Source organism: Skermanella sp. (genome assembly GCF_059503625.1).
This window is the reverse complement of record NZ_JCACHA010000669.1, coordinates 1-13,001: the sequence shown is the minus strand read 5'-3', so window position 1 is coordinate 13,001 and position 13,001 is coordinate 1. Positions and strand designations below refer to the sequence as shown.

General features: G+C 65.3%; 12 protein-coding genes. 1 reads left to right on the top strand and 11 read right to left on the bottom strand.

Annotated elements, in window-relative coordinates; genetic code table 11:
* From AC5JJ6_RS21355 to AC5JJ6_RS21330, 6 genes are all read right to left on the bottom strand, one after another.
* Window positions 1–707 (bottom strand): class I SAM-dependent methyltransferase (locus tag AC5JJ6_RS21355; RefSeq protein ID WP_496043992.1); only part of this gene is annotated, 707 nt, incomplete at its 3' end.
* A 24-nt stretch (window positions 708–731) separates the two neighbouring features.
* Window positions 732–1,625 (bottom strand): glycine betaine ABC transporter substrate-binding protein, encoded by an 894-nt coding sequence (locus AC5JJ6_RS21350; RefSeq protein WP_496043991.1) that lies wholly within the window; start codon window positions 1,623–1,625, stop codon window positions 732–734.
* A 72-nt stretch (window positions 1,626–1,697) separates the two neighbouring features.
* Window positions 1,698–2,318 carry a LutC/YkgG family protein gene (locus tag AC5JJ6_RS21345; protein ID WP_496043990.1) on the bottom strand — a complete coding sequence of 207 codons (621 nt, stop codon included), beginning with the start codon at window positions 2,316–2,318 and terminating at the stop codon, window positions 1,698–1,700.
* Window positions 2,315–3,715, bottom strand: coding sequence for a LutB/LldF family L-lactate oxidation iron-sulfur protein (locus AC5JJ6_RS21340; RefSeq protein WP_496043989.1), 1,401 nt, complete (start codon window positions 3,713–3,715; stop codon window positions 2,315–2,317). Before AC5JJ6_RS21340 ends, AC5JJ6_RS21345 begins: the two co-directional genes overlap by 4 nt.
* Window positions 3,699–4,454, bottom strand: a complete 756-nt coding sequence (locus tag AC5JJ6_RS21335) for a (Fe-S)-binding protein (protein ID WP_496043988.1) — start codon at window positions 4,452–4,454, stop codon at window positions 3,699–3,701. The genes AC5JJ6_RS21340 and AC5JJ6_RS21335 overlap by 17 nt, the downstream gene beginning before the upstream one ends.
* Before the next feature lie 57 nt (window positions 4,455–4,511).
* Entirely contained in the window at window positions 4,512–5,123 is a 612-nt protein-coding gene (locus AC5JJ6_RS21330; RefSeq protein ID WP_496043987.1) for a TspO/MBR family protein, read from the bottom strand.
* Window positions 5,124–5,320: 197 nt separating this feature from the next.
* Between AC5JJ6_RS21330 and AC5JJ6_RS21325 the strand changes: the two genes are divergently transcribed.
* Window positions 5,321–6,841: an amidohydrolase family protein gene (locus AC5JJ6_RS21325; protein WP_496043986.1), complete on the top strand. Its 1,521-nt coding sequence runs from the start codon at window positions 5,321–5,323 to the stop codon at window positions 6,839–6,841.
* Window positions 6,842–6,862: 21 nt separating this feature from the next.
* On the opposite strand, the gene AC5JJ6_RS21320 is transcribed toward AC5JJ6_RS21325, so the two are convergent.
* The 5 genes from AC5JJ6_RS21320 to AC5JJ6_RS21300 all read right to left on the bottom strand — a co-directional run bounded on the left by AC5JJ6_RS21320 (window position 6,863) and on the right by AC5JJ6_RS21300 (window position 12,617).
* Window positions 6,863–7,096 carry a hypothetical protein gene (locus AC5JJ6_RS21320; protein WP_496043985.1) on the bottom strand — a complete coding sequence of 78 codons (234 nt, stop codon included), beginning with the start codon at window positions 7,094–7,096 and terminating at the stop codon, window positions 6,863–6,865.
* 92 nt (window positions 7,097–7,188) lie between these two features.
* Window positions 7,189–8,772 carry an MFS transporter gene (locus AC5JJ6_RS21315; protein WP_496043984.1) on the bottom strand — a complete coding sequence of 528 codons (1,584 nt, stop codon included), beginning with the start codon at window positions 8,770–8,772 and terminating at the stop codon, window positions 7,189–7,191.
* Window positions 8,769–9,851 carry an HlyD family secretion protein gene (locus tag AC5JJ6_RS21310; RefSeq protein WP_496043983.1) on the bottom strand — a complete coding sequence of 361 codons (1,083 nt, stop codon included), beginning with the start codon at window positions 9,849–9,851 and terminating at the stop codon, window positions 8,769–8,771. Before AC5JJ6_RS21310 ends, AC5JJ6_RS21315 begins: the two co-directional genes overlap by 4 nt.
* 173 nt (window positions 9,852–10,024) lie before the next feature.
* The gene (locus AC5JJ6_RS21305; protein WP_496043982.1) at window positions 10,025–11,857 is read right to left on the bottom strand and encodes a hypothetical protein; all 1,833 of its coding nucleotides are present in this window, start codon (window positions 11,855–11,857) and stop codon (window positions 10,025–10,027) included.
* An 85-nt stretch (window positions 11,858–11,942) separates the two neighbouring features.
* Complete coding sequence (locus AC5JJ6_RS21300; protein ID WP_496043981.1) at window positions 11,943–12,617, bottom strand: hypothetical protein; 675 nt, start codon at window positions 12,615–12,617, stop codon at window positions 11,943–11,945.
* Window positions 12,618–13,001 lie beyond the last annotated feature (384 nt).

The following is a 13,001-nucleotide window of genomic DNA, read 5'->3' as shown; positions in this document are numbered from 1 at the left end:
CTATGCATATCCTCGACACTGCGGCCGATGAAGCGGACGGTCGAGGTCGAACGCTCGTCCGAGCCCTCGCGCTCGAAGGTCAGCGTGGCAAGATGCAGCGAATGAGGCGTGGGTCCTTGTTTCCAGTCGTAGCGGCATCGGAAGGCCTCGCCATCATGCCGGTTTTCGACGGTGGCAGATGGGAATCCCGCACCATGAAGAGCTTCCCAGTCGCGGGTGTTCGTCAACAGATATCCGCCGCTTTTTAGAACGGTCTTCATGCCGCGCAGGGAAGCGGTGAGGTAATCATCGTAAGTTCCCTGCCCGATCCCGTCCGGAGCCGTGTAGATCGCGTGCGCGGCGATCACCACGTCGAACTTCCCGCGCCATTCCGGGATCGAGGCGAGATCTGCAAAGGACGAACACCGAAAGCGGTCGCCGGATAGTCCATGAGCAGACGTCATGGCCCGCGCCGCCTCAAGCAGGCCTTCCGAAAGATCGGAGCCGTAGGCTGTCCAGGGGCCGCCCCTTCCGGCCATCGGACTGCCTCTGTGGAGGGCAAGCACATCGTTGGCGATGCCGCAGCAGGCATCCAGTACAGCGGCGCCGGGCGGGATGTCGAGCATCCAGCGGTTCATCGCGTCGTCGCCGAGACGATCTCCCCTCACCTGTTCGGGCGAGAGGAGCGCCAGATACAGCCGGCCGATTTCCCGATATGCGTCATCCATGGCCGGGCTCCCGGAACCTGACGGTCACGGACCGGTCTTTCCCTTTGCCATCAGCCAGCCGTCGGCAAGGGACCGGTTTTCGGCCAGCCATTTGCGGGCGCCGGCCTCGGCATTGCCGGCCTGCTCGATCGTCAGCATGAGGGAGCCAAGTTGGGCGTCACTCATATCCCAGGCATTCAGCCAGCCGACGACTTCCGGAAAATCCTGTCCGAAGCCGGCGCGGCTCATGAAATGGATGTCGTCGCTGCCGCCGAAGTCGTTCTCGGTGTCCTCAAGATATTTGAGGTCGTATTGCGCGAAGGCCCAATGCGGGCTCCACAGGGTAACGACGATGGGAGCGCGATCCCGGTAGGCCCGGGCCAGTGCGCTCATCATGCCCGTTTCGGACGAGTTGATCAGCTTCATGTCCAGGTCGTAGGTCTTCAGGACCTTCTCGGCCATCTGCATCAGCGAGGAACCGGGATCGATGCCGACGATGGCCGCCTTTTCCCCCGCGGCGGGGAAGTCGGTCTCGTGCTCGGACAATTCGCGGATGCTGTCGATCGAAACATAGGAGGGTACGACGAACCCCTGCCGCGTTCCCTTGTACCAGGAGTCATGGACCTCGATGGATTTGCCGAAACGGTCCATGACGGATTTGTCTGTTTTGGGAAGCCACGTCTCTAGGCCAAGATCGATGTCGCCCCGGGCCAGCCCGCTGAACGCCAGAACCCGGTCGACGGACCTCAGCTCGGCCTGGTAGCCCCGTTCCTCCAGGAGGATCTTCCAGAGATTGGCGACTGCGATGTTTTCGGCCCAGTTCGTCATGCCGATGGTCATGTTCCGCTGCTGGGCGCTTACGGGATGCACGCTCACAGGATGCACGAGGAGGCAGAAGACCATGATCGCCGAGGCGACGACCGACATAATTCTACTCATCCCAGGCATCCTCCAATAGATCTACGATGTGTTTTCCGCGCTCGCCGGCGATGCTGAAGACCTCGTCCGGAGCTAACCGGGTGTCTCTCCGAGGAAGATGATCTCCAGCCTGCGCGGGCCATGGACTCCCTCGACCCGGTTCAGCTCGATATCGGATGTCGCCGACGGCCCGGACATGAAAGTCAGGGGACGGGGAAGCGAGGTGCGAAGCGCCGCTACGGCTTCGGGCACCGATGCGACGATCCGGTCCACGGGAACGATGCAGACATGGAAGTCCGGCAGCAGGGTGATCGCCCGGCGTCCCTGTCCGACGCCGGCATCCAGGACGATGGTCCCGGTCTCCGCGATGGCCAGCGCGCAGCCGGTGACCACTCCGTCCACGGCATCCAGGTCGCGGTGGCCGAGTTGTCCGTGATCCCGGACGAACTCGGTCGGAAGCCAAGTCTCCGGCAGATCGTCCGGGACGACGAAGCGCCCCTGCAGCCGTTCGAGCGCGTCCGCCAGTCCGGAAGCGTCGACCCGCAGCACGGTCGCCTTGTAGGCTTCGGCCCGCTCGGCGAACCGGCCGACCAGTTCGGCTCCGTGCAGAGCGGCGGTTCGCCGGTAGCTCCGCGCGATGCCGATCTCGCCCGCCGGGTCGCGGGACAGGGCCTGCCGGATGCGGCCAAGAACTTCCTCCCGTGCGGCGCTCACCGGCGCGTCCTCCACCAGTCGCGGAAACTCTGGCTTGGGACGGCGGGCAGGTCGCGCGCCTTGGTCCACTGACGCACCGGCCCGATCCCGCCGGTGATGTAGCCGTCGCTGGCGAACGGACGCTGGGCGACCCGCGCGATCTTCTGCGCCGTTTCCAGCAGTCGCGGATTGTCGAACATCCTGATCGCCGCCCCCATCGCCAGCTTCTCCAGGGTAAAGCCGCTCTGGGCCACGGCACGGGTCCGCAGATGCACCAGCACTTCAGGAATGTTGATCTTGACCGGGCAGACCTCGTAGCAGGCTCCGCACAGGGACGAGGCATAGGGCAGCGATGCAGCCGACTCCATCCCATGAAGCTGCGGCGTCAGGATCGCGCCGATCGGCCCCTGATACTCGGAATGGTAGGCATGGCCCCCCGTCCGGGAATAGACCGGGCAGATGTTCAGGCAGGCGCTGCACCGGATGCAGTTGAGCGTCTGGCGTCCGGTCCTGTCGGCCAGCACGTCAGTCCGCCGGTTGTCGAGCAGCACCAGATGGAATTCCTGAGGGCCGTCGCCGGGAGTAACCCCCGTCCAGAAGGAATTGTAGGGGTTCATCCGTTCGCCGGTCGAGGACCGCGGCAGAAGCTGGAGGAAGACTTCCATGTCCTCCCATGTCGGCACCAGCTTCTCGACGCCCATTACGCTGACAAGGACCTGGGGTAGCGTCAGGCACATGCGGCCATTGCCTTCCGACTCGACGACGCAGATCGTGCCGGTGTCGCAGATCCCGAAATTCGCCCCGCTGACCGCCATCGGAACGGTCAGGAACTTCTCGCGGAGATATGTGCGCGCTGCGGCGGTCAGGTCCGACGGGCGGTCGGACAGCTCGGCCAAACCGAGCTTCCGCATGAACAGTTCGCGTATTTCCGCCCGGTTGCGGTGGATCGCCGGCACCAGGATATGCGAGGAAACATCGTCGCCGAGCTGGATGATGAGTTCCGCCAGATCGGTCTCGAAAGGCCGGATGCCGGCTGCCTCCAGCGCCTCGTTCAGCTTGATCTCCTCGGTGGTGATCGACTTGACCTTGATCACCTCCTTGACCGAATGACGTTCGGCGATCTCGACGACGATGCGGCTCGCCTCGGCGCCGTCGCGCGCCCAGTGGACCTGTCCGCCGGCTTTCGTCACCGCTTCCTCAAGCTGGACCAGGTAGCGGTCCAGGTCGCGCAGCGTATGCTCCTTCAGCGACCGCCCGGCTTCGCGGAGGTCTTCCCAGTCCGGGACCTCGGCGACCACGGCGGCGCGCTTGGCGCGGATCGTCTGCGTCGCGTTGCCGATGTTGCGCCGGAGCTGGGTATCCGCTACGGCGCGCTTCGCCAGTTCCGGGAATGTGTGGCGTTCAGCGGCGCTCGCCATGGATGAAGTCCCCTTCGGTGGATGCCAGGATTTCCGCAAGGTGAACGGTGCGGACGCCGCTGCGTAGCCGGTGAAGTCCACCCCCGATATGCATCAGGCACGAGCTGTCCAGGGCGGTGCAGATTTCGGCGCGGGTGCCGAGGACGGTCCGCATCTTGTCCGACAGCATCGCGACCGAGGTATCCTCGTTCTTGACCGCGAAGTTGCCTCCGAAACCGCAGCACTCCTGCGCATCGGGCAACTCGATCAGGTCGAGACCGCGTACCGCCCGCAGCAGCTTCAGCGGCGCCTCGCCGACCTTCAGGGCCCGGAGCGAATTGCAGGTCGGATGGTAGGTGACCCGCCGGGGGTAATAGGCCCCGACATCCTCGACGCCCAGTTTCTCGACCAGGAACTGGGACAGTTCGAACACCCGCGGCACCAGATCGGCCACATCGCGCTTCAGCGCCTCGTCGCCGGTGTCGGCAAGGCTTCGGAGATAGGCGGTGCGGATGTTGGAAACGCACGACGACGATGGCGAAACGATAACCTCGGCATCCCGGAACGCCTTGACGAAACGGCGGATCAGGGGAATGGCCTCGTCGCCGTACCCGGTGTTGGAGTGCATCTGGCCGCAGCAGGTCTGGTCCTCCGGGAACTCGACGGTATGGCCCAGCCGCTCCAGCAGCCTGACGGTGGCGATCCCCGTCTGCGGAAACAGCGTGTCATTATAGCAGGTGATGAACAGCGCTACGCGCACGGGCGGCTTCCCTTCGGATTGTCGGACAAGGTGCTGATCTCACCGGCTCGGGCAAGGTCAGGAGTGCTGTGGTCCGGGGTCGCCGCCGTCGGGGTCCGCGCCGTCGAGATCTCTGTTGTGCTCGCGCAGGTCCTCCGTCATCGCACCGCCGAACAGGGTCCAGGCGGTGAACGGCACTCCCAGGGCCGCGGCATACCGGTCGACATGGGAAGCGCGCTCGACATAGCCGGCGCCGGTGCCGACCATGGCCGCGGCGACCATGGTGGCGCCGGTGATGCTGCGTTCGCCGAAGAAGACCTTGCCCCAGCCGCTCGTCATGGCGATGTTGGCCGCCCAGAGCGCAAGCGCCGCATCGCGTTCGGCACTGCGCGGCTGCCGCATCAGCCGGTACGCCCCGATCCCCAGCAGTGTCGTGACGACGGGCCAGGCCGCGCCGAACACCGGGTCCGGTGGCTTGTAGGATGGCTTTTCAAGGCTTTGGTACCAGTCCTTGATGTCCGGATGGGTCGGATCGGGACTGTAGCGCCGGCTGAACAGCCCGCTGAGAAGCTGGACGCCGCCGACGATCAGGGCCGCTTTGCCCGGCGAGAGGGCATGATCCTCGTCACGGTACGCCTTGCGGTACCGCCGGCCGCTGCCGGCGTCGGAACGTGCTTGCCGCGTGACCATCGTGAACTCCAGAAGCCAAACCGTCGTGTTGGAACAGCACGCCCGGAGTCTTGGTTCCGCCTTTCCGCCCCGGGACGGAGTGTCCCCTGTCGTCAGGCCCTATCCGATGTATTGGGAATCGCAGGACTGGAAAAGCGGCGGTCGAGTTTCAGATCAAGGGTCTGGCGTTTCCGCCCCGCACCGTCGAAAGGCCCGCGATGCCGTACGATCACCGCATCCCCACAGGCTCCAGCCCGCTGGCCGTCAGCCGGCGCGCTCTCCTCGGCAGACTGGCGCTCGGCGGGCTGGCGCTGGGCACCACCCTGCTGCCCTGGCGCACCGCTCCGGCCCAAACCGGGGCGGCCCCGTCCGGCCCGCTCGTCCGGCAGCCGCCGCAGGGCGAGTTCGTCATCCGCGGCGGGTATGTGCTGACGATGGAGCCGGGCGCGGCCGACCTGCCCAGGGGCGACGTGCATGTCCGCGACGGGACGATCGTCGAGATCGGCGAGAACCTCGCGGCTCCGGGCGCAGAGGCGATCGACGGCGCCGGGTTCATCGTCTCGCCCGGTCTGGTCGATACGCACTGGCACATGTGGACATCGCTGATGCGGAACATGGCCGACAGCGTTCCGGGCAACGGATATTTCCAGGTGGTGACCAGAACGGGGTCGGCGTTCCTGCCCGAGCACATGTATGCCGGGACGCTGCTGTCGGCGGCGGAGGCGATCAACGCCGGCATCACGACCGTCCATGACTGGTGCCACAATATCCGCTCGCCCGAACACGCCCGCAGCGATGTCCAGGCCTTGAAGGACGCCGGCATCCGGGGGCGCTTTTCCTACGGTCCCTATCGCCCGCTGTCGCCCCGGCAACCGCTGGACGCCGCGGATTTCATGCGGCTGCACGACCAGTGGCAGGATTACGAGAACGGCGGGCTGCTGAGCCTCGGGCTCGGCTGGCGGGGTGTCCAGTCGGTCGTCCAGGAGCCGGGCGGCGCAGCCAAGTTGACGCCGGTCGATCCCGCCGTCTACCGCGCCGATTTCGACGCGGCGCGGGAGCGCGGCCTGCCCGTTTCCCTTCACGCCAACTCGACCCCCGGCGACCATGGCCACGTCGCGGCGCTGGAGCGGCTTGGGCTGCTGCACGAGGGATTCCAGGTCGTCCACGCCACCCACATCACGCCGGCCGAGGTCGAGGCCATGGCCAGGCGGGGCGCCGTCGTGACGCTGTCGCCTTTCTCCGAAATGACGATCGGCTACGGCGTCCCTCCCGTCAGGGCGTTCCTGGAAGCAGGCGTGACGACCGGCCTGTCGGTGGACACCACGCCGCTGACGGGAGACGCCGACATGATGGACATCATGAAGGTCACCCACAACCTGTTCAACGGGCAGGCCCTATCGGAATTCGGCACGACCGCGCGCAGGATGCTGGAACTCGGCACGCTGGAGGGGGCGCGCTCGCTCGGCCTGTCCGCAATCACCGGGTCGCTGGCGGCGGGCAAGCGGGCCGACCTGATCATGACCGCGACTCACGTCCGCTCCGGAGGGTTTTCTATGACGCCGATCGCGGACATGGCGCACATGATCGTCCACTCCGCCGGTCCCGGTGACGTCGATACCGTGATCGTGGATGGAAGGGTGTTGAAGCGGGGCGGCCGGCTGACAGCGATCGACACGTCGGAGGTCAAGCGCCGCGCCGCCGCCGCCAGCGATTTCGTCAGGAGCGCCGCACCCGGCTGAGACCCCGCCTGCCGGCGACGTTCAAATGATGTCGGGAGCGTCGCGGGTATCGCGCTCCTGAAGATCCTGACGCACGAAGCCCCACAGGAGAGCGAAGCACGTGAAGAAGCCGACCGCCAGGAGGGCCGATGCCGGCGACTTGGTCTCATCGTTGAGGCAGATCGTGACGACGGTCGACAGCAGGGTCACCGCGATCGCAACGGTATTCGCGCCAAAGCGCAGGCGCTTGAGGGTGCAGTGGAAAGCCGGGGACATGCGCATCGGTTCCGGGGCGTAAATGGGTGATTGGCGAGAAGCACCCATTCTCGGACGGCGCGCTTAAGATATGATTGACGGATACCGGTGCGTCACGGCTTTGGCGCCGGCCGCAGCAGGGCTATCATCACCAGCCCGCCGATGATGAACCAGCCGATCACCAGGAAACCGTCGATATACGCCAGGACATAGGCCTGATTGCGCACCACGCCGCCAAGCAGCGAAACGGCCCGTTCCGACGCTTCGGCGTTTCCGGCGGACCGGGCGACGACCCGCGCGGCGTAGCCGGCCAGGCGCTGCACGATCTCGGAATTTCCCTGTTCGACGTTCATCCCCAGCGAGAAGGAGTGGAACTGTTCGCGCACCCGCACGAAGGTCTGCATGAAGGCGGCGCCCAGTTCGCCGCCCAGCAGGCGCGAGGTTTGCAGCAGGGCGCCCAGGGTCAGGATATGGGCGGGAGCCAGGTTCTTGATGTTGAAGAAGATCAGCGACGTCATCGCGAACGACTGGCCGAAAGCCTGGAGCATCTGCGACGGCAGGAAGTCGGCGCCGACCCAGTCCGCCGTCAGGCGGGAGGCCAGCAGGCACGCCAGTCCCACGGCGGCGAAGCCGATGGCCATCGTGACGCGGGGATCGACGTAGCGCAGCAGGGTCCCGATCAACGGCGCCAGCAGGAACTGCGGCAGGGCTATCAGAAGCAGGGTGTCGCCCACTTCCAGGGCGCGGTAGTTATGGACGGTGATCAGGTATTGCGGGATCAGGTACGCCGTAGACAGCATGACCAGCCGCAGCATGATCAGCAGCAGGCACAGGAGCGGTATGTTGCCCCGGAAGATGACGCTGAACGTGATCCAGGGCTTTGGGCAGGTCAGTTCCTGGACGATGAAGGCCACGATCAGCAAGCCGCCCGCCAGCAGCAAGCCGGTAACCAGGCCAGAATTCAGCCAGTCCAGCCGGTTGCCCTGGTCGAGTGCGGCATAGATCAGGGCGAAGCCGACGCTGGCATAGACGATCCCCCACCAGTCGGCGTCCTTGAGCAGATCGCGGTTCATCGGTTCGCGCGGCATGCCGTAATAGACGCACAGCCACATCAGGGGAGCCAGAACGGCGGTGTCCCAGAAGATCCACGCCAGCCCGAGGTTCTCGATCACCCAGCCTTCCAGCGACGCCGACACGTTCAGCGACAGCTCGACGTTCATCGCATAGATCGCGATGCCGTAGACGACGTACTGCTGCGGCAGGTTGCGGACGATGAAGCCTATGGTCAGCGGGATGAAGGTGCCGGACGACAGCCCGGCAAGCACCTGACACGCCAGCACGCCCGACAGCGTGCCGGTAAGGGGCAGCGCCGCCGCCGCCAACCCGTATGTGGCCGAAGAAATCAGCAGGACGCGCCGGGGACCGAAGACGGCGCCGAGAAACGCCGACGCAGGCGCCACCAGCATCTGCGCCACCGTGTAGGAGGTTGTGATCCAAGCCCCTTCTTCGAAACCGGCGTGGATAGCGCCCCGGATGTCGGCCAGTCCGAAGGCGGTGATGCGCGCCGTCAGGGTCGCGATGATGGCTCCCAGAAGTACGCCGAGGATACCGATCAGCGGATGGTGACTGAGGACAGGACCGGGGAGCCGGCGGAGGCTGAGGAAAGACAGGGTGCGCCCGTCCGGAACCGCCGTCACGAGCCGCCCCCGCCGTTCTCCGCGCCGGTCGGCTCGTCGGCTCCTGTCGTATCGACGGTCACGACGACGGACATGCCCGGCCGCAGGAGGTCTTCCAGCGGATTGGGAATGTCGAACACGATCTTCACGGGGATGCGCTGGACGACCTTGGTGAAGTTGCCAGTCGCGTTTTCCGGAGGCAGCAGGGCGAACTGGCTGCCGCTGGCGGGAGAATAGGCCTCGACCTTGCCGTGCAGGACGGCGCCGGGATAGGCATCGACCCGGATGGTCGCCGGCTGCCCGACCCGGATGCGGGTCAGCTGGGTTTCCTTGTAGTTCGCCAGGACCCAGACGTTGGGAAGCGGGACCAGCGTGATGATCTGGCTGCCGGGCGCCACATACTGGCCGGGACGGACCTGCCTTTGCCCGACCATGCCATCGACGGCCGCCGTGATCCTGGTATAGCCCAGGCTGATCCGGGCGATGGTCAGGGCGGCTTCCTGCTGCTGCCGGGTCGCCTCGGCCTGCTGCTGCTGGGCGCCGATGCCGTCGAGCAGCGCCTTCTGCTGCTCGATCTGCGCACGCCCGCTTTCGAGAGCCGCAGCCGCGCGCTGCGCCGCCGACTGGGCTTGCTGCAAGGCCTGCTGGGTACCGGCCAGCTTCTGGTTGACCAGCTCCTGCTGGCGCTCCTCCTCCAGCCGGGTACGCCAAGCTTCCACCTCGAGCCCCTTGACCTCCGCCACGGCCTGATCGATCAGGGTGCGCTGGGTCCGCTTCTGGCTCTCCAGCGATGCGATGGCCGCGACGGCGGCTTTCAGGGCCGCTTCTGCCTGGGCCACCCTGGCGCGGTAATCGGTATCGACGATCTCGGCAAGCAGGTCGCCGGCCCTGACCCGCTGGAAATCGTCGACCGGAACCGATCCCACGACGCCGGAAACCTGGGCGGAGATCGGCGTCACATCCGCCTGGAGATAGGCGTCGTTCGTTTTCTGGTTGACGTTCGAACCGACCCAAAGGTCCCAGCGGGTGAAGAAGGCGATCACGAGGATCAGGGCCAGCCCGAGGACGGCCGTGCGGACGATCCACGGATTCCAGGCCACCGGTTGCCCGCTTGCCGCCGGCGCCGGCGGCTGTGCCCGGGCCGGTCGCTGTGCTTCGGTCGTTGTCGGCTCGGTGTTCGTCATCGGCGATAGGAACGCGCCGGTGGCGCATCCGTCGCCATTACCAATCGGAGGTGCCACGTTCAGACATGCCCGGCGCCGGACATCCCGCCTCAACTGGAAGGACGGGCCTTTTCGGCCCAGCGGCCGATCGTGTGATATCTATCCGGCTGGAGAAACTCGGGAACGGCCGCGGAGCAGGCAGCCCCCTCGAAGATTTCCGGCGCGGTCCCGCTCAGGGCGACCCTCACCTCCTCATCCTTGCTCGCTTCGGCGAGGGCGTCCGGATCGATCCACTTGAGCTGACCCGCCTCGAAGCGGACATGGATGCGGCCCGTTTCCCGGTCGGCAACGTTCACCACGGGAAACTTCCGGATACACCGGCTGAGGAATTCGGTGTTGTTTTCCGCGGCCATCGCCGCCTGGTCCGGATAAACCTCCTCCGGCCCCTTCGCGTTGATGTTGATCTTCCGGTATCGCTCCAGGTTGAGTATGCATTTCACGTCCAGGATATTCATCTCGCCGCTCCAGCCGAAGGCTGCCGTGAGCGGCACTTCTCCGCGAGGGACGCTGTTGTCCAGGAACTCGTAGTGAACGGGAACGTCCGGGTTCAGCGCCCGCCCGAACAGGATGTTCTGCATGCCGGTGAATGCCTCCACATTATGCGCCAGCAGATCGTCCACGGCCTTGTACCGGCCGAGTTCGAGGCCACGCTGCCACGCGCGCTCGACGGTTTCCTGCGGGGGCGTGACCATCAGGGAGTAGCAGAGCAGGTTGCCGAAACGGGATGGCAGGTGCTTGCTTTCATCCGAGTCCAGCGCAAAGCTGTCGAACCGGAAGCGGTCGATCATCAGGTGCGAGGTCTGCTGCTTGTCGCCCTTGCGGACCAGGTGCATGTCGAGCTTGCGGTCGATGATCGTGACTTCGTGACTTGTGAGCATCCCGGCATACTTGTACAGCGGACCCAGCGATCCGAAGTCGAGCAAGGCCCGTCTCCACGTATCGGGACTTATCAGCGCGAAGTCGTTCCACTGTATGCCCAGCTTCGCGGCCAGCTTCCTTTGCAGCGGCCGCATCGTGCTCTTTCCGGATGCCGATGCTCCCTTGGTCAGCATGGTGACAGGCTTGGCCTGATGGGGAAGCTCCCGAAACCCTTGCTGCTGTGCGACTTCATGGATTCTTGGTTCGAGATACCGGCCGATGACCTCGGCGCCATAGTCGTTGCAGGCAAGGTCGGTGGCGAGCGACGCCAGAAACGTGTTTTCGCCCACGATACGGCCATGGTGCAATCGAACGGCCGACGCGACCCTTGCCAGCGAACGGTAAGCCGCCCTTTCCAAGGCCGCGTCGCTTGCGTGCGCCCGCACCGTCCATTCGCCGACGATCCGCTCGTCGCGGTCGCGCTGGCTTTCCACCGCAGGCTGATCCTGTTTCCGGGCCGATCCGCGGAACCATGACCAAAGACCGCGCGACGCCTCGCCTTGCCCGCTGGACGGGCCGGACGGTCTGGCCGAAACACGGCCGAAGGCGGAGGCCAGCTCGCTCCCGATGAAGGTTTCGAGGTCGCTCCGCGTCCGCCTGTAAAGTTCGTCGATCTCGGATCGGATCGGATCGACGGCCTGTTCCGACAGCGTTTGCGCCATGCGCCGCAGGTTCAGTCCAAGGCTGCCGACGCTGGCGTCTTCCGGGTCCGGAATCTCGTAGTCGGCGGTGACGCGCACCAGCAACTCATGCAGCGTCAGCCGTTCGGGCCGGAAGATCGCGAGAACCTCCAGAGGAAGCCCGGTGACGTCCCGGAGTTCCATCGCCCGGGTCAGATCGTGGAAGACATTCTCCGGCCGGAAGATGGTCGACAGCGCCAGCAGTTCGCGAGTGAGTTCCGACCGTATGCCCGGGTTCCAGGCGCCATGGACACCATCGTCACTGTCCCGGTGAGTTCTCTGCATGGTTCCCCATATTCTGTTGTGGGACACTTCGCCCCGGACCAGCCGCTCGTCTTCGAGCGGCTGGCTCCCGCTTCGGCAGGTCGGGTCAATCCGTTGCGAAACAGTACAGCAGTCCGGCGCCTCCGGTGCCCTTCAGCGCCTCCTGGCTGCACCCGCCACGGCTTAGATGCGATGAGTTCCAGGATTTCGCGGGAGGGTCCTCGTTCAGTCCCCTTCGGTCGCTGTGGCCGACCATGGCGGCACCATCGGCCCCGCTTTTCGTCCAGTTGCCGCAGGTCCTGTCCTCGGCCACGGTGAATGCCGTTCCGTCCGGCTGGGATCCGGTCAGGATGTCGTGCGTGTTCGGGGTATCGCCCCGGCCATTGACGACGTTGCCTTTCTCGGTGAGCACGGTTTCCTTGGTGAGGCCGTTGGCGTTGTGGAGGTCGTCCAGGTTCCGGGCGATGACCGTGGCCTTCGCATTCCGCCACGGTCCCTGCCCGATGCGGTCACGGGCATTGACGGCCGGCTTCTCGCCCACGCTCTGCGTGCTGAGATAGGCATGCCATGTCCGGCCTCCGGCTCCTGCCGCCTGCGCCAGCTGCTGACAGTGCCGGTCGGCGCCTTCCAGGCCCCCCAGATCGGCGCCTTTGCCGCTCCCGACGCTGGTGACGAAGAAGCTCATCCCGTCGTCGGCATCGGCTTGGCGATCCATCGCGCAGGCGCCCAGGCCTACCAGCAGCAGCGCCGCCGGCAGGCAAATCCCTACGATACCCTTCATCTCGCTCCCCCCTGTTTTCATTCTTTTGTTCTTGTGGCCGATTTTACGGCCCTCGCAATCATCAGGCAGTCCTGTCGACCTGCAAAGCATTGATTTAGGAGGGGGAGTTGAATCGAGGCTATTGTGGATGCTGGGAACCGTCCAGGTTCCTGTGCCAACTTTGGCTGCGGCTGCTCTTAAGGCTGCGGTCGAAATCGGCTTACTGCCAATACCGTTGAATAGCATTTCATAAAAATGAAAGGCTCACAGCGGGTTTCTGGATGATGAGGCTGACTGGCCGACAGCGAATGTAGACGCGGTCTCCGGCCGCGTTTCAATGGCTTTGAAGCAGGTGGAAATGCGCGGCGCGGCGGAGGGTGCGCGTATCCGCGCACTGAACGCGGC